Source organism: Nonomuraea sp. B10E15, assembly GCF_039871615.1.
In the GTDB taxonomy this organism is placed as follows: Bacteria; Actinomycetota; Actinomycetes; order Streptosporangiales; family Streptosporangiaceae; genus Nonomuraea.
The window spans coordinates 1-20,890 of the sequence record NZ_JBDPMB010000037.1 but is presented as its reverse complement, the minus strand read 5'-3'; the positions used below and the strand labels follow the sequence as shown (position 1 = coordinate 20,890).

Here is a 20,890-nt window from a genome sequence, read left to right as displayed (position 1 = left end):
AGCCCCGGGCACGTCGGAGAAGGGCGAGACGTGACCGCGCGCTGCCCGCACCCACCCGCCGCACCCGGCCCGCGTCACCGAGCACCCTGTCACCGACCGCAGAGGGGAAGCGAGCGTATGGGAGCGGACCGCTGAGAAAGCGGGAGTACGACGAGGACGACGTACGGGTCAGGCCGGGCAAGGGGTCACGGCCGCGCACCCGGATCCGTCCTGCGCACGAGGACGCCGTCGGAGGGTTCGTGGTGGCCGTCGACCGGGGCCGCTACACCGTCCTGGTCGAGCCGGAACGCCCGAAGGGGTCGGCCCAGAAACGCAGGCACCAGCCTCAGCGCCGCCTGGTGGTCGCCATGAAGGCCCGCGAGCTCGGCCGCAAGGGCATCGTCGTGGGCGACCGGGTCGCCCTGGTCGGCGACGTCTCCGGCCGTCCCGACACCCTGGCGAGGGTCGTCCGCGTGGAGCCGCGCAGCTCGATGTTGCGCCGCTCGGCCGACGACACCGATGACACCGACGGCATCGAACGCCCGGTCGTCGCCAACGCCGACCAGCTCGTCATCGTGACCGCCCTGGCCGATCCGCCGCCCCGCCCTCGCATGATCGACCGCATGCTGGTGGCCGCGTTCGACGCCGAGATCGAGGCTCTGCTCTGCCTCACCAAGTCGGATCTCGCCCCGCCCGACTCCCTGGTCGCCCTGTACGAACCGCTGGGCGTCTCGCACGTCGTCGTGCGCAAGGGCGGCTCGCTCGACGAGCTGCGCGACCACCTGACCGGGCGCATCAGCGTTCTGGTCGGCCACTCGGGCGTCGGCAAGTCCACCCTGGTCAACGCCCTGGTCCCCGACGCCAACCGCGCGGTCTCCCAGGTCAACGCCGTCACGGGCCGCGGCCGCCACACCTCCACCTCGGCCGTCGCCCTGGAGCTGCCGGAGGGCGGCTGGATCATCGACACCCCAGGAGTGCGCAGTTTCGGCCTGGCCCACGTGTCGGTGGAGACGGTGCTGGCCGGGTTCCCCGACCTGGTGGAGGGCACGGTCGACTGCCCGAAGGGCTGCACACACCTGGGCGACGGTTGCGCCCTGGACGCGTGGGTGGCCGCCGGCAATGCCGACCCCGCCCGCCTGGAGTCGCTCCGTCGCCTCCTGTCCAGCCGCGAGGGCTCACCCGACGACGCTCCCTGACCCTTTTCACGTGCCCTTGCATGCTGCCTTTTCGGCGGTCAATGGACGGGCAAAAAGGACGGATTGCCAGGGAAGATCAGCGATATCTCTCGACATGACGTACTTACCGCTGACAGGGAAAAGGGATACCGGTTACCAGAAAAGAGACGTTGGTGACTGATGTTCGGTATACGACTCACGGTAGCGTGGGCGACCGTGCAGGGTTACAACGATGATCTTCGCCTCGCGCATGTCATGGCGGACGCCGCCGATGACCTGACCATGCGGCGGTTCAAGGCGGTCGATCTGAGGGTCGACACCAAGCCCGATCTGACGCCGGTCAGCGACGCCGACCGCGCCGTGGAGGAGACCATCCGGGGCACGCTGCGCCGTGCCAGGCCGCGCGACGCGGTCGTGGGAGAGGAGTTCGGCAAGACCGGGTGGGGCGCCCGGTCGTGGATCATCGACCCCATCGACGGCACCAAGAACTACGTGCGGGGCGTGCCCGTGTGGGCGACCCTGATCGCGCTCATGGAGTACGGCGAGGTCGTCGTCGGCCTCGTGTCGGCCCCCGCCCTCGGCAGACGCTGGTGGGCGGCCGCCGGGGGCGGCGCGTGGACCGGCAAGAGCCTGACCAAGGCGTCCAGGATGACCGTGTCGTCGGTCTCGACCCTGGAGGACGCGTCGTTCTCCTACTCCAGCTTCGGCGGCTGGGAGAAGACGGGCCGGCTCGACAACTTCCTCGACCTCGGCCGCGCCTGCTGGCGTACGAGGGCGTACGGCGACTTCTGGTCACACATGATGGTCGCGGAGGGTTCGGTGGACGTGTCCGCGGAGCCCGAGTTGTCGCCGTGGGACATGGCGGCGCTCACCGTGATCGTCGAGGAGGCCGGCGGCGTGTGGACCGACGTGGCGGGCGTGAAGGGCCTGGAGGGCGGGAGCCTCGTCTGCACGAACGGCACCCTCCACGACGAGGTCGTGCGCCGGCTCAACGCCTAGGACCGGCCTCGGACTGGATGCCGGCGGTTGCGGCATTCAGCTCCCGTTCATCCTTGTACGTCACATTTCCGCCATACGTGACACCGCTGGGCGGATTGTCATGTCCCAGCGGATCCTGGTCCCAGAAGTTCCCCCGGTAGACCACGTTCTCCAGCGGCGGCCCCACCACGAGGACGGCCGTGTTGTCCGCCCGCAGGACGACGTTGCCCTCCACCGTCACCCACGAGGCCCCGTAGTCGGTGTAGAGCCCGAAGTTGTACGGCGTGTGCGTGTCCTTGATGACGTTCCCCTGGACGAGCGCCTGGTTGTCCGGGGAGTCGCCCTGCGGCCCCGACAGGTAGACGCCGCCCCCGTCGGCCAGCACCTCCATGGTGTCCGCCACGAGGTTGCGCAGGATGCGGGCACCCTGCCCGGAACCCACGACGATCCCGCAGTGGGGCACGTGGGCCACCTCGTTGTGCGCGACCACGCAGTCGCGCGTGCCCGACACGGAGATGCCCGGCGCGCCGCTGAACTCGAGCCCGACGTGGTGCACGCGGTTGTCCTCGATCGAGGTGGCCCGGCTGCCGGAGACCTCGACGCCGGCGCCGGACAACGTGTCGAACGCGCAGCGGCGCACCGCGAGACCGGCGCCGCCGGTGACGCCCAGCCCGGAGGCGCCGAGCCGGGTGAACCGGCACCCCTCGATCGCCACGTTCTCGGTGGCGTCGAAGGTGACGCAGGCGGGGATCGTGACGGAAGCCGCGGGATACGTCACGGACGCCCCTTCCCCGATGACCGCCGTCTCGACGCCGCCGCCCTCGTAGTAGCCGGTGCCGTGGTAGTGCAGGAACCCCTCGGCCGCACTCGGGCGCAGCCAGGTGGCCTCGGCGAACACCAGGCCCCTGAACGACACGTCCCGCGCTCCTGCGACGCTCACCAGGCGCTCCAGGACGGGTGCGACGACCCGCGTACGGGAGGGGTGCTCCCCGGGGCGGGGCAGGTACATCAGCACGTGCCGCCCCGGACGCGACCGGTCGAGCACGAAGGTGCCCGGCTCGGCCAGGAAGGCGGCGTCGTTCTCGATGCGGGTGGGCAGGCCGGGCCCGCTCGACGACTGACCCTCCCACGTCGAGTTGTACAGCTCGCCGGCCCATCCGAAGGCGGGCTGTGCCATGGTGATCACCGTCTCGTCCCCGTCGCCGGAGACTCCCGCGACCCCGCAGCGGGCCTCCGTCCAGGGGTAGACGCCACGGAAGACGAACTCGACGTCCGCGGGGCTGCGCCAGCCGAGCGGCTCGCCGCCGCCGGTGACGTAGCCGGTGGCGGTCACGCGGACCTCGCCGGGCAGCCCGGGGAGGGCGGCCCGCTCGGCCCTGCGCCCGTCGACGTAGAGCTGGCGGCTGTCGAGCTCGCCGACCTCGGCCACCCAGACGCCGTCGCGTTCCTGCCAACCCGTGATGACCCGGCCGCCGCTGATCACGGGCTCCTCCTGCTCGGGGGTGCCGTAGCCGTACGCCTGGAAGGTGATCCCCGAGTCGGCACCGGTGAGCTCGAGCGGCCGCGCGAGCGTGTGCACGCCACCCTTAAGGTGTACGACGGCGTCGCCGCCGGCCTCGCGGGCCGCGGCCCTGGCGCGGTCGAGGGTGGCGAAGGGGCGCTCCGCCGATCCGGGCCAGGAGTCGTCGCCGGAGGGCGCGACATGGAACTGGAACATCTGAACCACCTTTGCTGTTTATGCCGTACACGAAGTATTACACCATAAACGAGGGAGGGCGCACATGGCGAGGGGCAGGGCCGACGACCCCGACCACGGTGTCGAGCTGCTGTGGCGGGCCGGCGACCGCGAGCCGAGGCAGGGCCTCAGCCTGCCCAGAATCGTGCGCGCCGCCGTCGAGCTCGCCGACGAGGAAGGCCTGGCGGGCCTGTCGATGCGGAAGGTCGCCGACCGGCTCGGCTTCACGACCATGTCGCTCTACCGCCACGTGCCCGGCCGCGGCCAGCTCGTCGACCTGATGCTCGACGAGGTTCTCGGCGAGCACCCGCAGCCCATGGAGGCGGGCGGCTGGCGGGCCCGACTGGAGGCCGTGGCCAGGCACGCGTGGGAGATCCGCAAGCGGCACCCGTGGCTGGCCGAGGTGCGCGGCAGCCGCCACGTCCCCGGTCCCAACGCCGTCGCCCACTACGACTACATGCTGAGCACGCTCGCCGGCACGGCGCTGCGCCCCTCGGAGGTCATCGCGGTCGTGGGCATGGTCGGCCGGTTCGTCGACGCCGAGGCCCTCGTCCTGGTCGAGACCCGGCGGGAGGAGCGGCGCAGCGGGGTGTCGGAGGAGGAGTGGTGGGGCTCGCGCGACTCGCTCTACGAACGCCTCGACCGCTATCCGACGCTCTCCCACCTGTGGACCGCGGGCGGCTGGGACCACCCCGAGGACTCCTTCGACTTCGGCCTGCGCCGCCTGCTCGATGGCGTCGAGGTTCTCGTCCGGAAGCGTGATGAAATGCGTGATGGAATGTGTACGGAATGCGGCGGCCCTCTGGAGCCGGCCCCGTCCGGCCGCCCCCGCGTCTACTGCTCACGCGCCTGCCAACAGCGCGCCTACCGCAGACGCAGGAGCGGTTAGAGCGCCAGCACCCACCGCGCCGCGTCCATCAGGGCGTCCCGGTAGCCGCCCCCGAAGAGCACCACGTGCACGAGCAGCGGATGCATCTGGTGCAGCGGCACCCGATCCCGCCACCCCTCCGCGAGCGGCCACTCCTCCCGGTAGGCCCCCAGCACCCGGTCGAGGTACGGCAGCCCGAACAGGTCGAGCATGGCCAGATCGGTCTCCCTGTGCCCGCCATGGGCGGCCGGATCGACCAGCACCCCCGACCCGCCCGACCACAACACGTTCCCGCTCCACAGGTCACCGTGGATGCGCGCGGGCGGCCCGGCCGGCCCCGCCACCTCGGCGAACCGGTCCACCGCCCGCTCGACCAGGCGGACGTCCCGCGCCGGCAGCCGGGCCCGCCGCAGGAACGGCAGCACCCGCCGCGAGGCGTAGAACGACGGCCAGTCGGCCGCGGGGGTGTTGTCCATCGGCAACTCGGCGATGAATCCCGGCCACGGCGCCCCGAAATTGTCCGCGCCCTCGCGGTGCAGCCGGGCCAGCTCACGCCCGAACCGCTCGGCCGCCGCGGCGCCGGGCGGCTCCTGTCGCACCCATGACAACACGAGCCGGTCCGGCCCGGCCTCGATCACCTCGGGCACCGCGATCGCCTCGCCCAGCCAGCGCAGCCCGGCGGCCTCGGAGGTGAACACCTCGGAGCGGCGCCGTCCGTCCTGGCCGCCCTGGCCGCCCTGGCCGCCCGCCACGGAAGCCTCGGAGATCGGGCCGCTCTTCACGAACACCTCGCGCCCGTCGTCCAGCACGCCCCGCTGGAGCCGCCAGCCGTGCGACGAGCCGAGGTCCTCAGCCAGTCTCATCGCCGAGCTCATCGGCGATGTGCTTGGCCACGCCCTCGGATGCCGCCTTGACCAGCGCGAGCACCTCCTCGAACCCCTCGGTGCCCCCGTAGTACGGATCGGGCACCTCGGCACCCTCCGGCGCGGCGGGGTCAAAGGAACGGAACAACCGCACCTCCACCTCGTACGGCGCCATCCGCCGCAAAGTGGACAGGTTGTCCCGATCCATGGCCAGAACCAGGTCATAACGGGCGAACCAGTCGCCCGCGAACTGCCGCGCCCGGTGCACCGAGCCGTCGTACCCGTGCCGCGCCAGGAGGTCGAGTGCCCGCTCATCCATGGGATCCCCCACGTGCCACTCGCCGGTCCCGGCGCTGTCGACGGTGACCCGGTCCCCCAGCCCGCGACCGGCGAGCGTCTGGCGGAGCACCACCTCCGCCATCGGAGAGCGGCAGATGTTCCCCATGCACACGAGGCATACGCGATACGTCATAGCTCCCATCATGAGGGTGACCTGGTGCGTTCACCGAACGTTCACCCTTGCTAGGGGTCCGAGTCACCTTCGCTGCATAGCTTCATGGCGACTAAGGACCAAGTGGGAGGAAACCCAACCGTGAAGTATGCAGGCCGGCTCGCCGCCGTCGCCTTCGTCGGCGCGCTCTCGCTCGCTGCGTGCGGCACAGACAACAACACCGGGGCCACCGGCACCACCGCCGCCACCGAGGCCGCGGCTGACAGCGGTCTGAGCGGCACGATCAACGCCGCGGGCTCCTCTGCCCAGGCCAACGCGATCGACCAGTGGAAGAAGGAGTTCCAGGCCAAGAACTCCGGGGTGAGCATCAACTACCAGCCCAGCGGGTCCGGTGCCGGCATCCAGGCGTTCATCCAGGGCACGGTCGCGCTCGCGGGTTCCGACTCGGCCCTGAAGGACGACGAGCCCGCCAAGGCCGACGCCCGCTGCAAGACCGGCAAGGCCGTCAACATCCCCATGGTGACCGGCCCCGTCGCGGTCGTGTACAACCTGCCCGGCGTCGAGGGCCTGCAGCTGTCGCCCAAGACGCTCGGCGGCATCTTCAACAGCAAGATCACCAAGTGGGACGACCCGGCCATCAAGGCCGACAACCCCAATGCCACGCTCCCCTCCACGCCGATCCAGGCCTTCCACCGGGCCGACGAGTCGGGCACGAGCGACAACTTCACCAAGTTCCTCGAGGCCACCGCCGACTGGCCGTACGAGGCCGCCAAGGCCTGGCCCGCCGAGGCCAAGGGCCAGGGCGCCAAGGGCTCAGACGGCATCGCCTCCTCGGTCAAGGACACCGAGGGCGCGATCAGCTACGTCGAGATGTCGTACGCCGACAACTCCCAGCTCCAGAAGGCCAAGGTCGCCAACGGCTCCGGCGAGTTCGTCGAGCTGACCCCGGAGAGCGCGGCCAAGACCGTCGAGACCGCCGAGATCAAGGGCACCGGCAACGACCTCGCCCTGTCGATCGACTACGCCACCAAGACGCCGGGCGCCTACCCGATCGTGCTGGTGACGTACGAGATCACCTGCGAGAAGGGCCTGCCGGCCGAGGAGTCGAAGCTGGTCAAGTCGTTCCTCACCTACACCGCCAGCGACGAGGGCCAGGCGGCGCTGAAGGACCTGGGCTACGCCCCGCTGTCCGGCGAACTGCTCACCAAGGTCCGCTCCACTGTCGAGGCGATCTCCTAAGAGCTGATGACCACCAGAACGGAAATCCGTGAGGGCGGACCGGCCACGAGCCGGTCCGCCTCGCGGCGCAGCCATGGTGAAGCGCCCTTCCGCTTCCTGTCCACCGGGGCCGGCGTCCTCCTGCTGGGGATCATGGCGGCCATCGCCGTCTTCCTCATCGGGGAGGCCATCCCCGCGCTTCGGGCCGACAAGGGCAACTTCCTCACCGAGCTGACCTGGGACCCGAACAGCAGCCAGGTGTTCGGCATCGGCGCGCTGGCGTTCGGCACCGTGCTCAGCTCGGCACTCGCACTCGTCATCGCCATGCCCATCGCGGTGGGCGTGGCGCTGTTCATCTCCCACTACGCGCCGCGCCGCCTGGCCGGCCTGCTCGGTTACCTGATCGACCTGCTCGCCGCGGTGCCCAGCGTGATCTACGGCCTGTGGGGCGTGGCCTTCCTGGTGCCGCTGCTCAGGGAGCCGTCGCAGTGGCTGAACGAGCACTTCGGCTGGTTCCCGCTGTTCGCCGGCGAGGGCGCGATCGGCGGCAAGACCATGCTCGCCGGCGGCATCGTGCTCGCGATCATGATCCTGCCGATCATCGCGGCCATCTCGCGCGAGGTGTTCCTGCAGGTCCCGAGGATGAACGAGGAGGCCGCGCTGGCCCTCGGCGCCACCCGCTGGGAGATGATCCGCATGGCGGTGCTGCCGTTCGGCCGCCCCGGCGTGATCAGCGCCGCGATGCTCGGGCTGGGCCGGGCCATGGGCGAGACCATCGCGGTCGCGCTGATCTTCCCGGCGACGTTCGGCATCAGCTTCCAGATCCTCACTCCGCAGGGCAACAGCATCGCCGCCAACATCGCCAACGGGTTCGGCGAGGCCGGCGACATCGGCCGTGGCGCGCTGATCGCCTCAGGCCTGGTGCTGTTCGTCATCACCCTGCTCGTCAACATGGCCGCCCGCATGATCATCAACCGGCGCAAAGAGCTCATGAAGGCCGACACATGACCACCATCCAGCACATCTCGACCGGCCGCCGGCTCAAGGACCGCATCGTCCAGGTGCTGGTCTATCTGGCGTTCGCGCTGGCCGTGGTGCCGCTCGTGTCCGTGCTCTGGCTGGTGGTCTCCAACGGCCTGGCGCGCTTCGACATGACGTTCCTCACCCACTCGATGCGCGGAATCGGCGCGCGCGACGTGGGCGGCGGCGCCTACCACGCCATCATCGGCACCCTGGAACAGGTCCTGCTCGCCTCGCTCATCTCCGTCCCCATCGGGTTGCTCACCGCGATCTACCTGGTCGAGTACGGCAACGGCGGCCGGCTGAGCCGGGCCATCAGCTTCTTCGTCGACGTCATGACCGGCATCCCCTCGGTGGTCGCCGGCCTGTTCGTGCTGGCGTTCTGGATCCTGTTCCTGGGCATGCCCTACTCCGGCTTCGCCGGCGCCATGGCGCTGTCGATCCTCATGATGCCGACCGTGGTCAGGTCCGCCGAGGAGATGCTGCGGCTGGTGCCCGGCGACCTCCGTGAGGCTTCGTACGCGCTGGGCGTGGCCAAGTGGCGCACGATCCTCAAGGTCGTGCTGCCGACCGCGTTCACCGGCATCGTGACGGGCGTCATGCTGGCCGTGGCCAGGGTCGCGGGCGAGACGGCGCCGCTGCTCCTGACGGTGTTCTTCACCGACTCCATCAACAACGACCCGTTCAACGGGCCGCAGATGGGCCTGCCCCTCTACGTCTTCGACCAGGCGGCACGTCCCAACGACACCGCCATCGACCGGGCGTGGACCGGCGCCCTCACGCTCATCCTGATCGTCATGCTGCTCAACCTGGTGGCGCGTCTGATCGCCTGGTGGCGTTCACCCGCCAGGCGCCGATAGGGGGTAACCGCAGATATGTCCAAGCAGATCCAGGTCTCGGGCCTCGACGCGTACTACGGGTCGCACAAGGCGATCGAAGACGTGTCGATGACCATCGAGCCGCGCTCGATCACCGCGTTCATCGGCCCGTCCGGGTGCGGCAAGTCGACGTTCCTGCGCACGCTCAACCGCATGCACGAGGTGATCCCCGGCGCTCGGGTCGAGGGCAAGGTCCTGCTCGACGGCGACGACCTGTACAGCAGCAACGTCGAACCCGTCTCCGTACGCCGGATGATCGGCATGGTCTTCCAGCGCCCCAACCCGTTCCCCACGATGTCGATCTACGACAACGTCGCCGCCGGCCTCCGCCTCAACGGCCGCGTCAGCAAGGCGCACCTCGACGACACCGTGGAGGAGTCGCTGAAGGGCGCCAACCTCTGGAACGAGGTCAAGGACCGCCTCAGCAAACCCGGCGCCGGCCTGTCCGGCGGGCAGCAGCAGCGGCTCTGCATCGCGCGGGCCATCGCGGTCAAACCACAGGTGCTGCTGATGGACGAGCCGTGCTCGGCGCTCGACCCCATCTCGACGCTGGCCATCGAAGACCTCATGGCCAAGCTGAAGGACGAGTACACGATCGTCATCGTCACCCACAACATGCAGCAGGCCGCCCGGGTCAGCGACAGGACCGCCTTCTTCAACCTGGCCGAGCAGGGCAAGCCCGGCAAGGTCATCGAGATGGACGAGACGTCCCGCATGTTCACCAATCCGTCCCAGAAGGCCACCGAGGACTACATCACGGGACGCTTCGGTTGATGAACCGACAGCAGACGGCATCCACGATGAACGGGGACACGAGGACCAAACCCGTACTGCTCATCGCCGACCCTGACGGCGCCGTCGTGGACGCCCTGGCGGCCGCCCTCGAACGTGAGGGCGTGGCCGTCACGGGCGCGCCTGACGGCGCCCAGGGGCTGCTGCAGGCCGGTGCCCTGCAGCCTGACGTGGTGCTCGTCTCGGCCACGCTGCCGGTCATCGACGCCGTGGACTTCGTTCGCGCCGTACGCCTCGCGCGGGCCGTACCGGTGCTGCTCGGCGTCGGCGAGGGGCACGCCGAGCAGGCCGTACGCGCGCTCGCGGCCGGGGCGGCCGCCTGCGTGGCCAGACCCTACCGGGTGCCCGAACTGCTGCCGTTCATCCAGGCCGCCTCCCCCGATTCGCACAAGGTGCTGGCGGTGGGTGGGGTCGAGCTGGACGTACAGGCCTACCAGGTGCGCGTGGCCGGACGCACCGTGCACCTGCCGCTGCGGGAGTTCGAGCTGCTGCAGTATCTGATGCGCAACGCCGACCGTACGGTCACCCGCGAGCAGATCATGCGTCACGTGTGGAACGCCGCGGCGTCCACGTCGACCAACACGATCGCCGTGCACGTCAAACGCCTGCGTGCGCGCCTGGGTGACGAGGACGACCAGCTCATCCAGACCGTACGCGGCGTGGGCTACCGCCTCGTCACTCCGAGCATCTCCGGAAATCCCGCATGATGCGCTCGGTGACGCCTTCGACGGTCGCGATGCCGTGCCACACCTCCGGACTCCCCTCGGTGAGCACGGCAACGGCGTAGTCGCGGCCGTCACCCCTGATCAGCCCCACGCTGATCGTGGCCCAGCGCTTGGTCGACACGCGCCTGAGCCACCCGTTCTTCAGCGCCGCGCGCTCACCCTCGCACGTCGCGGCGCTGATCCCCCAGGCCTGGCCGTCGACGACCCGGCCCATAAGGTCGAGCACCTGCTTCCGGTCCTTGGCCCTGAGCGGGCTCTTGCCGGACACCAGTGCCTGCATGAGGCGGATCTGGTCCGCAACGGACGTTCGGGTGATTCCCCAGCAATAGAGGTCGAGGCAGTCCCCCGGAACTCCCTGCGTGTGTTTCAGCCCCAGCTTCTCTCCCGCCCTGGTGAACCCGGGCGCTCCGCCGATGCGCAGCCAGAGGCGGTCGGCGGCGTGGTTGTCGCTGTAGCGGATCATCAGTTCGGCGTCGTGCCTGACGGCCGCGGGGAGCTTCGTCCAGGGGGTGTCGAGCAGGAGCGCCATGAGGATCTGGACCTTGGCGGTGCTCGCCGTGATCAGCCGCTCGCCGGGACGGTAGCGGTAGACCCGCCCGGTCTCCAGCTCCTTGACCATGGCCGTGACCGGTCCCGGACGGCCCCGCAGATAACGGTCGAGACGTTCGGTGATCTCCTTGGCCGGAATCGGCGGCAGCGCCTCCTCGCGCGCGCTCCGCTCGAACCTTCCCCGCGCTTCCCGGTGCACCTCGGAGGACGTGGTCACGTCCAGCACGGCCGGCAGGGCGGCGTGCATCCTCGCGGGCACGGGCCAGGGCATCGGGACCAGCGGCAGGAGCAGGGCGAGAATGATGACCAGTCGTGGTATCGCTCTCACACCAAGCGCGATCATCCGAGCATTATCACGACATATCACAACACGCCGCTAGACCTGCTACGAGCGGGTCGCGCGCCGGGAACAGGACGGCACCTGAGCCCGGCTACTGGTCCGGCTGGCCGAAGACTCCGCCCAGGAGGCCCGTGCCGGAGATCCGTGGTCAGCGCGAGGTGGGCAGGGGGACGTCCGGGGTGAAGTGCAGGTCGTCGATGTGGGCGACGGCGTAGTCGATGGCGCCCATGACCACGCACTCGTCCCCCAGCGTCGAGGCGCGCAGCTCCGGCGGGCGGATGCAGGCGCGCTCCAGGCGTTCGCGCAACCTGGGCAGCAGGACGTCGGCCGAGCGGGAGAAGCCGCCGCCGAGCACGACGACCTGCGGGTCGAGCAGCAGGACCATCGCGCTGGTGCCCACGGCCAGGTCGTCCACGTACCGTTCGACCGCCGCGAGCGCCACCGGGTCGCCGGCGCGGGCGGCGGCCAGGGTGAAGCCGGCGGCGTCCGCCGGAGAGGTGTCCTCGGGGATGACCGGGCAGTTCTGCAGGTGCTCCGAGGCGTCGAACAGTTGCGCCTGCGGCAGCATCGCGATCTCCCCGGCCGCGGCGCCGAAGCCGCGGTGGACCTTGCCGTCGATGATGACCGCCGCTCCCATCCGCCGGCCGACGTGCAGGAACACCACGTCGCTCGCGTCCCGCGCGGCGCCGCGCACGGCCTCGGACTTGGCGGCCAGGCGGCTGTCGTTCTCGACGAGGACCTCGCAGGGGAACATCCCGCGCAGGTGCCCGGCCAGGTCGAGCCCGGTCCAGGCGGGGATCGCGGCGCAGTAGCGGATGCGTCCCTTGGGGGTGACCACGCCGATGGTGCCCGCCGCGACGATCCACACGTCGTCGATCGTCTTGCCGCCCAGCGCCAGGCAGCTCGCGACCGTCCGCTCGATGGCGGCCAGCCGCTCGTCCAGGGGGGTGTCCGGCTGTACGGGCTGGCGGGTCTCGGCGAGGATCTCGCCGTTCAGGTCGGACAGGGCGGCGCGGATGTTGTGGCCGCCTATGTCGAGCCCCACAAGGTGACCGCTCGTCGCACGGAAGCGGTAGCGGCGGGCGGGCCGGCCGATCGTGCCCTGGGCGGGCGGGGTCTCCTCGACCCAACCGAGCCGCATGAGCTCGTCCACGACCTCCTTCGTGGAGGGACGCGACAGGCCGGTGCGCTCGGCCAGGGCCGACAGCGTCAGAGGGCCGGCGCCGCGCAGCGTTCCGATCGCGGCCAGGGCATTGAGCTGCCTGAGCCGTGACAGGTCGCCGCCGCGGAGTGTGGCTGCCATCGTCCGTCCTAACGCAGGTTTCCTGTGCAAGTCGCTTCATTATGCCAGCAGCCGAGTGCGCAAAGATGACCAGGATCGCAAGATCTGCGCAGGAATGAGCATTGACCCGCAATCTGGGCTGGTGCTAATAATGAAAGGCTCCTTCGTAAATATGTGAGAGGTGGAGCCGATGCCGTTCGTGCACGTGGGGAAGGCGGGAAGCGCCCGCGTCCCGGCGCTGGTCCGTTCCGAGGGGACCGGTCGATGATCGTCCCCAAGCCCTTGCGGTACGAGCCGCGTCCCGGCCGTTTCGTCATCGACAGGGAGACCGCGCTTACCGCCGACCCGGTGCTCGGCCCGGTCGCGGCGTGGCTGCGCGGTGAACTCGCCCCGGTGACCGGAGGCGAGCTGCTGCCGTCGAGCGGCCCGGGGCCGGCGATCAGGCTCGCTCTCGGCGACGGCCTGCCGCCGGAAGGCTACCGGCTCACCGTCGACCCTGGCGGGGTCACGCTCGACGGCGGATCGGCGGCCGGGGCCTTCTACGGGGCGCAGACCCTGCGCCAGCTCCTGCCGCCCCACGCCTTGCGCAGGTCAGGGACGGGCGAGGCGCTGGAGCTGCCCGCCGTGCACGTGGCCGACGAGCCCCGCTTCGCCTGGCGCGGCGCCATCCTCGACGTGGCCCGGCATTTCATGACCAAGGCAGACGTGCTGCGCTTCATCGACCTGATGGCCCTGCACAAGCTGAACGTCCTGCACCTGCACCTGACCGACGACCAGGGCTGGCGCATCGAGATCAAGCGCTACCCGCGCCTGACCGAGATCGGCTCCTGGCGCGAGGAGAGCCAGGTCGGCTGGATGGGCGAGATGGACGGCCGGCCGCACGGCGGCTTCTACACCCAGGACGACCTCAGGGAGATCGTCGCCTACGCCGCGCGCCGCCACATCTCGGTCGTGCCCGAGATCGACCTGCCCGGCCACACCCAGTCGGCCATCGCCGCTTACCCGGAGCTGGGCAACGTGGACACCCCGCTGGGCGTGGGCACCACGTGGGGGGTCGGCTCCAACGTGCTGAACGTCGAGGACGCCACGATCACGTTCTTCAAGAACGTCTTCGACGAGGTGCTGGAGCTGTTCCCCAGCCCGTACGTGTGCGTCGGCGGGGACGAGTGCCCCAAGGACCAGTGGCGGGCCAGCCCGTCGGCCCAGCGCCGGATCGCCGAGCTGGGGCTGCGCGACGAGGACGAGCTGCAGAGCTGGTTCATCCACCAGTTCGACGCCTACCTGGCCGAGCGCGGCCGGCGCCTGGTCGGCTGGGACGAGATCCTGGAGGGCGGGCTCGCGCCGGGCGCGGTGGTGGCCGCCTGGCGCGCCGACGTGGGCGCGGTGGCCGCCGCCCGGGCCGGTCACGACGTCATCAACTGCTCCAACACCGCCGTCTACCTCGACTACCGGCAGAGCCCACTGGAGGACGAGCCGCTGCCGTTCAGGACCGTGCTCACTCTTGAGGACGTCTACGCCTTCGAGCCCGTCCCCGCCGAGCTGCGCGGAGACCCGGCCGCGGGACGTGTCCTGGGCGCCCAGTGCGGGATCTGGACCGAGCTGATCGACTCCACCCGCCACGTCGACTACATGGCATTCCCCCGGTTGGCGGCCTTCGCGGAGACCGTCTGGTCGGGGCCCGAGCGGGACCTGGCCGACTTCCGCCGCCGCCTGGAGGCGCACCTGCCGCGCCTGGACGCGATCGGGGTCGAGTACCGGCGCGAGTCCGGCCCGCTGCCCTGGCAGCGTCGACCGGGGGTGCCCGGCAGGCCGGAGGAGCCCGCGGAGTGGCAGGCGACGCTGGACCGCTGGACCGCCAATCTCAGAAACCCCCGATGAGCACCCGGACGGCGGGTCCCCGCGCGGGCTCCGGCGCGGCCCCCGGACTGGCGGGCCGGGCCGCGGACCTGTGGCGGCGCACCGTGCCATGGCGCTGGCTGACGCCGAGCACGGTGCTCATCGCGGGGGTGATCGGATTCCCCGCCCTCTACATGGTCTGGATGTCCTTCCTCGACATCAGCAGGATCGGGCTGGTCACGGGGATGGCGGGGCTGGACAACTACGCCCGCCTGCTCGGCGAGGACGCCCTCGGCCTCGTCGTCGGCAACACGCTGCTGTGGCTGGTGGTCGTCGTTGGGCTGACCATGCTGCTCTCGCTCGCGCTGGCGCAGTTCCTGGCCAAGGACTTCTTCGGCCGCAAGTTCGTCCGGCTCGCGCTGGTGGTGCCGTGGGCGACCTCGCTGGTGATGACGGCGACCGTGTGGCGCTTCATCTACGAGGGCGGCAACGGCCTGCTCAACCGGATGCTGATGGACCTGTCGATCATCTCCGCGCCCGTCGACTGGTACAAGGATCCGGCCACGGCGCTGTACTCGGTGATGGCCGTGGGCATCATCACCTCGATGCCGTTCACCACGTACGTGCTGCTGTCCGGGTTGCAGACGGTGCCGCACGACGTGCTGGAGGCCGCGCGGATCGACGGCGCGAGCGCGTGGGCGACCTGGCGGCGGGTGACGCTGCCGATCCTGCGGCCGTCGATCATGATCGCGCTCGTCCTCAACATGCTGCACGTCTTCAACGCGTTCACCGTCATCTGGGTGATCATGGGCAAGACGGCCGGCAACCACGCCGACACGACCGTGACGTGGCTGTACAAGATCGCGTTCACCGCGCAGCTCGACGCCGGTGAGGCGGCGGCGCTCGGCGTGCTCAACGTCGCCTTCCTGCTGCTGCTCATCCTGGCCTTCGTGCTGGTGCTGCGGCCGCACCGCAGTCCCTCGGCGAGCAGCGCGCCCCCCGCTCCGTCGCCCGTCGTGCCGGAGCCTGCGCCGGTCGCTAGCCAGGCCGGTCCGCCCGCCGGGCTCCCCAGGAGCCCCGAGCCGGGGCGGCGGAGCGGACGGCCGGCGGCGCTCGCGCGGGCGGGGCGCGGGTGGCGGCGGATCCGTCCCGTCGTGCTCCCGTTGATCGGGTTCGCGGTGGCGCTGTTCTTCATCGCGCCCTACGCCGCGATGTTGTTCGGCTCGCTCAAGACCGACGCCGAACTGTTCGCCGTGCCGGCGAACTACCTGCCCGAGACCTGGGCGTGGTCCAACTACGCGGACGTGTGGCGGCGCATCCCGCTGGCGGACTTCTTCCGCGTCAGCCTGACGATCGCGCTGGCCTCCACGGCACTGGTGCTGGTCCTCGCCGCACCGGCGGCGTACGTGCTGGCCCGCATGAGGTTCAGGGGACGCACCGCGTTCCTCAGCGTGATCCTGGTGACGCAGATGTTCCCCGCCGTCGCGCTGCTCATCGGGCTGTACCGGCAGGCGGTGTTCGTCGACGGGATCAACAGCTACGGCGTGATCATCGCCATCAACTCTGCCTTCAACCTCGCCTTCGCCGTGTGGATCCTGCACGCCCACTTCAGCGCGATCCCCGTCGAGATCGACGAGGCCGCCATGATGGACGGTCTCGGCAAGTTCCGGATCATGCTGCGCATGATCCTCCCGCTGGCCGCACCCGGCCTCGTCACCGTGATGATCTTCACCTTCATCCAGGTGTGGAACGAGTTCGTCATCGCCCTGACGCTCTTCAACGACCCGGCCGGCGGGCGCGTGCCCCTCACGGTCGGCGTCCAGCAGTTCATCGGCCTGTACGAGACCAACTACCAGTATCTCTTCGCCGCGGCGCTGATGGCCATCGTGCCGGCGGTGATCCTGTTCGCGTTCATCGAGAAGCATCTGGTGAGCGGCCTGACCGCGGGCAGCACCAAGTGACAACGAGAAAGATCGGTGTGAGATGACCTCCAGAACCAGACCACGGCTCGGCGCTCTGGTCGCGCTCGCAGGTCTCGTGCTCGCGCTGGCCGGGTGCGGCGGCGGGCCGGGTGGCGCGGACGGCGGCTCCGGCGGCCAGAACTCCATCAAGCTGGTCGTCGCCCAGTACACCGAGGGCACCCGCCCCTACTGGGACAAGCTGATCGCCTCCTTCGAGGCGGCGCACCCGGGCAAGAACGTCGACCTGCAAGTGATCGACTGGGGAAACCTGCAGAGCCAGGTGAACACCATGGTGCAGACCAGGCAGTTCCCCGACATCCTGAACATCAACCTCTTCGCCGACTACGCGGAGGCCGGACTGCTGTACCGCGCCGAGGAGGTGGTCTCCAAGGAGGTTCTGTCGGACTTCCTGCCGTCCTTCGCCGAGAACGCCTCCTTCGACGGCGTCCAGTACGGCCTGCCGTTCGTCGCGACCGTCAACGGCCTGTACTACAACAAGAAGATCCTCAAGGAAGCCGGTCTCGACGAGCCCCCGGCCACGTGGGAGGAGTTCCGCGCTGCGGTCAAGACGATCAAGGCGCTACCCGGCGGCTACGTGCCGTACGCGATGGCGCTCGGCGCCGAGGCCGGCGACTACGAGTTCGGCACCTGGATGCGGGCCAACGGCGGCGACTGGCGTACCGGTGACCGGTGGACCGTCAACGACGAGCGCGCCGTCGAGACCCTGCAGTTCCTCAAGTCACTGACCCAGGACGGCTACACCCAGCCGAACCCCGGCCAGACCAACCGCCCCGACGGCACCTGGCCGCTGTTCGCCCAGGGCAAGGCGGCCATGGTGTACGCCTCCTTCGGCACCCGCGCCTTCCTCGACCAGGTGGAGAAGTCGGGCGTCGACTACGGCACCGCGACACATCCCACCAACCACGGCGCCGAGCCGGCCACCCACGGCATCCAGGACTACCTGATGGCCTTCAAGAAGGACGGCAACCAGCAGCTCGTCCGCGAGTTCCTCGACTACTTCTACCAGGCCGACAACTACGCCGAATACCTGAAGGTCGAGGGCCTGCTGCCGACCACGTCGTCCGCCTCGGCGATCATGCGCGAGGACCCGAAGGTCAGCCCCATCGTCGACATGGTGGCCAAGGCGCGCTTCGACCCGACCTCGCAGCCGGTGTGGGCCGAGCTGCGCGGCACGGTGGCCGCCGAACTGGGCACCGCCGTCGGCCCCAGCGGCGACCCTCGTGCGGTGCTCGACAAGTTCCAGCAGATCGTCGAGCCCTCATGAGCCGTTTCACCCGCTGATGGTAGGTATTCGCACTCGATATCCGCACCGCCAGGGCTGGACGCTGCACCAGGGCCCGCTCGGGTCCGTGCCTGGTGAGCTCGCCTCGCCCCGCGCCGAAGGGGGAACAGGCAGCGATGACGCCCAGCGTTTGAACCGCTCATAGCAGGTCTCCAAGGACCGTACCGCTCGAGGACGTCCCGCCGGTCCGCAACCGCCACAGGATAGTGTTGATCACTTCCCGGCGGTCCAGCCAGGGACATCCCCGCCTGGGCCACCTCGCAACCCGTTGGCGGCATGGGTGCGGGTTCCGCCCACACGACCGAAGAGTTACGCCTCGCCGCGTGGTCTGCCTGTAGGGAACGTCCCCATCCGCGGCCTGTGGGAGGCCGGGGACGGCAGGGAGCGTGCACACCATGGGTCAGCGCCACCCATACCGTCGCCGTGCCCGCCGCGAGGGTGTTCGCGGTGCTGGCGGACCCGGCGAGCCACGCCGCGATCGACGGCACCGGCTGGGTGCAGGAAGCCGTCAACCAGGCGCCGCTCGCCGAGGTGGGGCAGATCTTCCGGATGGACATGCATCACGCCGACCATCCGAATGGTGACTACCAGGTGGTCAACAAGGTCCAGGTGCTCGACCCGCCGCGCGCCATCGGCTGGCTGACGGGCTATGACAAGGGCGACGGTCAGCTGGAGTTCGGCGGCTGGATCTGGCGGTACGACCTCACGCCGCTCGGTCCGTCCAAGACCGAGGTCACGCTCACCTACGACTGGTCGGCGGTGCCCGACTCCATCCGGGCATACCTCCAGTTCCCGCCGTTCGGCCCCGACCATCTCGCCAACTCGCTGCACCACCTGGCCGAGCTCGTCTCCGACAGGTGACCGGCGAGCGACCACCCGCACCGGCGACCTTTACCACCCGCACCGGATGCGCCCACCAGCACCGGCGACCTTTACCGCCCGCACCGGATGGCTCGGACCGGCGATGGCCACCGGCACCTGAGACCCCGGACGCAGGCGACACCCTCTGGCTCCACCCCGCTCTGAACGACGCCGCGTGGTCGTGCCCGACCGGTGCGGGCCACCGGTTCACCCATGACGACATCTCACCGGCGGGAGACGTTGATCGCTGCACTCCGGCAGGACACGGCCCAGCCGTGCACATCGGCCGAGGCCGGACGGGCTACCCCTCCGGGCACCGTCCGCCACGCCGAACGCGCACCCCCGGCCCCGCAACACCAGCATCGATTGACGTCGCGCCGCCGGCAACGGAGCGAGGTCAACCATCGAAGCCTGACCACCACCCCAACCCGTTGATCATTCGGTCAGAGCGCTAGACGCGAGCGGCGACCAGCTTCGCGATGGAATCGTCGTCACACGTGTCCCAGAAGTCCCCGACGACGTCTTCCAAGTGCTGGACCGACTCGGCCCGGAACAAGACATCCTGATATTTCGTGATGTCGTAATGCGTGGTGCCCATGGCCGACAGGTCCAGCGGCCTGATGTCCATCCCGCGGAACTCCTCGATCTCCCCGTACGACGACAAGATGCCCGCCCCGTACGCCTTGAGCTCGCCGGTCTCCTGCATGACCCCGAACTCCATGGTGAACCAGAACACCTTCGACACGAACTCCAGCGCCTCCTCCCCCTCGACGCGCCGTGCGGCCTGGCCCGCCAGGCGGTAGAGGGCGGCGTACCTGGGGTGAGCGAGCGCATTGGCATGCCCGATCACCTCGTGGATGACGTCGGGCTCCGGCGTGTAGAAGGGCACGGAGTGATGCCTGATGTACTGCGTCGAGTGGAAGAACCCGTCCGCGAGCACTCCGTAGAAATCCCGCAGCGGCACCAGGCCGGCCGCAGGCAGATAGCGGAAACCGGTCAGCGGCTCCAGGAGCTGGGAGACCTCCTCCAGTTGCGGGATCCTCTCCTGAGGCAGCCCCAGCATGGCGGCGCCGTCGAGATATTCCGCCGTGGCGTACTTGGCGTGTTTGATCCCCAGTTCCCTGGTGACGGTCGCCCACACCTCGTGCTCCTGCTCGGTGTATTCGGCGATCGGGATGGGCGTGCCCGGCTGATAGTTGACCGCCAGCCCTGCGATGGCGTTGCGCCGCGACCGATACACCAGATCCGCGAACCCCGGATGCGAGGCGGACAACTCGACCACCACGGAGCCGTCCGCCTGAGCCGCAACTGGGGCGAAGTACTGCGCTTCCTCGAACATGCCCCACATGACAACAAGTCCCGCTTTCACTGGCAAGAGCGACCAACTTGACTGAGCGATACGCTAGTTCTCGCATGCCAGAACACGCATCTCCTGGACGAATCGCACAGCCGCGGAGGACGCCCTCGTGGACGGTCTAGACGCCCGCCTGCTCGTGACCATGCGAGCCCACCCTCGCATCGGCCTGACCGAACTCGCCCGCCTGCTCGGGGTGGCCAGGGGCACGGTCCAGGCCAGGGTCGAAAAGCTGACCGCCAGAGGCGTCATTGAGGACTTCGGCCCCACCGTCTCACCGGCCGACGCCGGCTATCCGATCCTGGCGTTCGTCTGGCTGCAGATCGCGCAAGGGCGCCTGGAGGAGGCGGTGGAAGCGCTGCGCGCCGTACCGCACATCCTGGAGGTGCACGGGACGAGCGGGCAACACGACCTGCTGTGCCGGGTCGTCGCCAGAACCACAGAACACCTGCAGGAGATCATCGCCCACATCCTGACGTCCCCCGCGGTGCAACGCACGGACTCCACCATCGCCCTGTCCACCCAGATTCCCCACCGGATCGAACCGCTCCTGGCAGACGCCGTCACCTGACGGAAAACACAAAAAGAGGGGTTTCCGACGCGCTCAGCGTCGGAACCCCCTCCACAAAGATTGTCCGGCGGTGACCTACTCTCCCACACCCTCCCGAGTGCAGTACCATCGGCGCAGAGAAGCTTAACTTCCGGGTTCGGAATGTAACCGG

At 69.6% G+C, this 20,890-nt stretch carries 19 protein-coding genes and 1 rRNA gene; 13 read left to right on the top strand and 7 right to left on the bottom strand.

Going from position 1 to position 20,890, the window contains the following annotated elements; all coding sequences use genetic code 11:
* The first annotated feature begins 131 nt into the window (after positions 1 to 131).
* Complete coding sequence (rsgA, locus tag ABGB14_RS47410) at positions 132 to 1,175, top strand: ribosome small subunit-dependent GTPase A (protein ID WP_347650500.1); 1,044 nt, start codon at positions 132 to 134, stop codon at positions 1,173 to 1,175.
* A 195-nt stretch (positions 1,176 to 1,370) separates the two neighbouring features.
* A complete protein-coding gene (hisN, locus tag ABGB14_RS47405; RefSeq protein WP_347650472.1) occupies positions 1,371 to 2,153 on the top strand; it encodes a histidinol-phosphatase in 783 nt (260 codons plus the stop codon).
* On the opposite strand, the gene ABGB14_RS47400 is transcribed toward hisN, so the two are convergent.
* Positions 2,143 to 3,849: a right-handed parallel beta-helix repeat-containing protein gene (locus ABGB14_RS47400; protein ID WP_347650471.1), complete on the bottom strand. Its 1,707-nt coding sequence runs from the start codon at positions 3,847 to 3,849 to the stop codon at positions 2,143 to 2,145. The two genes, hisN and ABGB14_RS47400, sit on opposite strands and share 11 nt — an antisense overlap.
* A 64-nt stretch (positions 3,850 to 3,913) precedes the next feature.
* Between ABGB14_RS47400 and ABGB14_RS47395 the strand changes: the two genes are divergently transcribed.
* Complete coding sequence (locus ABGB14_RS47395; RefSeq protein ID WP_347650470.1) at positions 3,914 to 4,756, top strand: TetR/AcrR family transcriptional regulator; 843 nt, start codon at positions 3,914 to 3,916, stop codon at positions 4,754 to 4,756.
* Here the strand turns inward: ABGB14_RS47395 and ABGB14_RS47390 are convergent.
* Positions 4,753 to 5,598, bottom strand: coding sequence for a fructosamine kinase family protein (locus ABGB14_RS47390; RefSeq protein ID WP_347650469.1), 846 nt, complete (start codon positions 5,596 to 5,598; stop codon positions 4,753 to 4,755). The two genes, ABGB14_RS47395 and ABGB14_RS47390, sit on opposite strands and share 4 nt — an antisense overlap.
* Positions 5,585 to 6,070 (bottom strand): low molecular weight protein-tyrosine-phosphatase, encoded by a 486-nt coding sequence (locus ABGB14_RS47385; RefSeq protein ID WP_347650468.1) that lies wholly within the window; start codon positions 6,068 to 6,070, stop codon positions 5,585 to 5,587. Before ABGB14_RS47385 ends, ABGB14_RS47390 begins: the two co-directional genes overlap by 14 nt.
* A 120-nt stretch (positions 6,071 to 6,190) precedes the next feature.
* On the opposite strand from ABGB14_RS47385, the gene pstS reads away from it, so the two are divergent.
* Genes pstS through ABGB14_RS47360 form a run of 5 tightly spaced genes read left to right on the top strand, consistent with a single transcriptional unit; the run spans position 6,191 to position 10,664 of the window.
* Positions 6,191 to 7,288, top strand: a complete 1,098-nt coding sequence (gene pstS, locus ABGB14_RS47380; protein WP_347650467.1) for a phosphate ABC transporter substrate-binding protein PstS — start codon at positions 6,191 to 6,193, stop codon at positions 7,286 to 7,288.
* Positions 7,289 to 7,294: 6 nt separating this feature from the next.
* Entirely contained in the window at positions 7,295 to 8,275 is a 981-nt protein-coding gene (gene pstC, locus ABGB14_RS47375) for a phosphate ABC transporter permease subunit PstC (protein WP_347650466.1), read from the top strand.
* Positions 8,272 to 9,147, top strand: a complete 876-nt coding sequence (pstA, locus tag ABGB14_RS47370; RefSeq protein WP_347650465.1) for a phosphate ABC transporter permease PstA — start codon at positions 8,272 to 8,274, stop codon at positions 9,145 to 9,147. Before pstC ends, pstA begins: the two co-directional genes overlap by 4 nt.
* A 15-nt stretch (positions 9,148 to 9,162) precedes the next feature.
* Complete coding sequence (pstB, locus tag ABGB14_RS47365; RefSeq protein WP_347650464.1) at positions 9,163 to 9,939, top strand: phosphate ABC transporter ATP-binding protein PstB; 777 nt, start codon at positions 9,163 to 9,165, stop codon at positions 9,937 to 9,939.
* Positions 9,939 to 10,664: a response regulator transcription factor gene (locus ABGB14_RS47360; RefSeq protein WP_347650463.1), complete on the top strand. Its 726-nt coding sequence runs from the start codon at positions 9,939 to 9,941 to the stop codon at positions 10,662 to 10,664. Before pstB ends, ABGB14_RS47360 begins: the two co-directional genes overlap by 1 nt.
* Here ABGB14_RS47360 and ABGB14_RS47355 read toward each other — a convergent pair.
* Together ABGB14_RS47355 and ABGB14_RS47350 are read right to left on the bottom strand one after the other, a co-directional pair.
* Positions 10,633 to 11,574: a serine hydrolase gene (locus tag ABGB14_RS47355; RefSeq protein ID WP_347650462.1), complete on the bottom strand. Its 942-nt coding sequence runs from the start codon at positions 11,572 to 11,574 to the stop codon at positions 10,633 to 10,635. The two genes, ABGB14_RS47360 and ABGB14_RS47355, sit on opposite strands and share 32 nt — an antisense overlap.
* 145 nt (positions 11,575 to 11,719) lie before the next feature.
* Positions 11,720 to 12,874, bottom strand: coding sequence for an ROK family transcriptional regulator (locus ABGB14_RS47350; RefSeq protein ID WP_347650461.1), 1,155 nt, complete (start codon positions 12,872 to 12,874; stop codon positions 11,720 to 11,722).
* A 243-nt stretch (positions 12,875 to 13,117) separates the two neighbouring features.
* On the opposite strand from ABGB14_RS47350, the gene ABGB14_RS47345 reads away from it, so the two are divergent.
* The 4 genes from ABGB14_RS47345 to ABGB14_RS47330 all read left to right on the top strand — a co-directional run bounded on the left by ABGB14_RS47345 (position 13,118) and on the right by ABGB14_RS47330 (position 18,814).
* Positions 13,118 to 14,731 (top strand): beta-N-acetylhexosaminidase, encoded by a 1,614-nt coding sequence (locus ABGB14_RS47345; RefSeq protein ID WP_347650460.1) that lies wholly within the window; start codon positions 13,118 to 13,120, stop codon positions 14,729 to 14,731.
* Positions 14,728 to 16,650 (top strand): ABC transporter permease subunit, encoded by a 1,923-nt coding sequence (locus ABGB14_RS47340; RefSeq protein WP_347650459.1) that lies wholly within the window; start codon positions 14,728 to 14,730, stop codon positions 16,648 to 16,650. Before ABGB14_RS47345 ends, ABGB14_RS47340 begins: the two co-directional genes overlap by 4 nt.
* 22 nt (positions 16,651 to 16,672) lie before the next feature.
* Positions 16,673 to 17,935, top strand: a complete 1,263-nt coding sequence (locus ABGB14_RS47335) for an extracellular solute-binding protein (RefSeq protein ID WP_347650458.1) — start codon at positions 16,673 to 16,675, stop codon at positions 17,933 to 17,935.
* A 441-nt stretch (positions 17,936 to 18,376) separates the two neighbouring features.
* The gene (locus ABGB14_RS47330) at positions 18,377 to 18,814 is read left to right on the top strand and encodes an SRPBCC domain-containing protein (protein WP_347650457.1); all 438 of its coding nucleotides are present in this window, start codon (positions 18,377 to 18,379) and stop codon (positions 18,812 to 18,814) included.
* Positions 18,815 to 19,265: 451 nt separating this feature from the next.
* Here ABGB14_RS47330 and ABGB14_RS47325 read toward each other — a convergent pair whose 3' ends face one another.
* A complete protein-coding gene (locus ABGB14_RS47325; RefSeq protein ID WP_347650456.1) occupies positions 19,266 to 20,153 on the bottom strand; it encodes a phenylalanine 4-monooxygenase in 888 nt (295 codons plus the stop codon).
* 127 nt (positions 20,154 to 20,280) lie between these two features.
* On the opposite strand from ABGB14_RS47325, the gene ABGB14_RS47320 reads away from it, so the two are divergent.
* Positions 20,281 to 20,739 carry an Lrp/AsnC family transcriptional regulator gene (locus ABGB14_RS47320; RefSeq protein WP_347650455.1) on the top strand — a complete coding sequence of 153 codons (459 nt, stop codon included), beginning with the start codon at positions 20,281 to 20,283 and terminating at the stop codon, positions 20,737 to 20,739.
* A gap of 62 nt (positions 20,740 to 20,801) precedes the next feature.
* Here ABGB14_RS47320 and rrf read toward each other — a convergent pair.
* Positions 20,802 to 20,890 (bottom strand): 5S ribosomal RNA (gene rrf / locus ABGB14_RS47315); the annotation flags it as partial.

Bases quoted from the DNA above. Each gene is read 5' to 3' on its own strand.
- ABGB14_RS47400 (WP_347650471.1), bottom strand. From the start codon at position 3,849: ATGTTCCAGTTCCATGTCGCGCCCTCCGGCGACGACTCCTGGCCCGGA.
- ABGB14_RS47395 (WP_347650470.1), top strand. From the start codon at position 3,914: ATGGCGAGGGGCAGGGCCGACGACCCCGACCACGGTGTCGAGCTGCTG.
- ABGB14_RS47390 (WP_347650469.1), bottom strand. From the start codon at position 5,598: ATGAGACTGGCTGAGGACCTCGGCTCGTCGCACGGCTGGCGGCTCCAG.
- ABGB14_RS47385 (WP_347650468.1), bottom strand. From the start codon at position 6,070: ATGACGTATCGCGTATGCCTCGTGTGCATGGGGAACATCTGCCGCTCT.
- pstC (WP_347650466.1), top strand. From the start codon at position 7,295: ATGACCACCAGAACGGAAATCCGTGAGGGCGGACCGGCCACGAGCCGG.
- pstA (WP_347650465.1), top strand. From the start codon at position 8,272: ATGACCACCATCCAGCACATCTCGACCGGCCGCCGGCTCAAGGACCGC.
- pstB (WP_347650464.1), top strand. From the start codon at position 9,163: ATGTCCAAGCAGATCCAGGTCTCGGGCCTCGACGCGTACTACGGGTCG.
- ABGB14_RS47360 (WP_347650463.1), top strand. From the start codon at position 9,939: ATGAACCGACAGCAGACGGCATCCACGATGAACGGGGACACGAGGACC.
- ABGB14_RS47355 (WP_347650462.1), bottom strand. From the start codon at position 11,574: ATGATCGCGCTTGGTGTGAGAGCGATACCACGACTGGTCATCATTCTC.
- ABGB14_RS47350 (WP_347650461.1), bottom strand. From the start codon at position 12,874: ATGGCAGCCACACTCCGCGGCGGCGACCTGTCACGGCTCAGGCAGCTC.
- ABGB14_RS47345 (WP_347650460.1), top strand. From the start codon at position 13,118: ATGATCGTCCCCAAGCCCTTGCGGTACGAGCCGCGTCCCGGCCGTTTC.
- ABGB14_RS47340 (WP_347650459.1), top strand. From the start codon at position 14,728: ATGAGCACCCGGACGGCGGGTCCCCGCGCGGGCTCCGGCGCGGCCCCC.
- ABGB14_RS47335 (WP_347650458.1), top strand. From the start codon at position 16,673: ATGACCTCCAGAACCAGACCACGGCTCGGCGCTCTGGTCGCGCTCGCA.
- ABGB14_RS47325 (WP_347650456.1), bottom strand. From the start codon at position 20,153: ATGTTCGAGGAAGCGCAGTACTTCGCCCCAGTTGCGGCTCAGGCGGAC.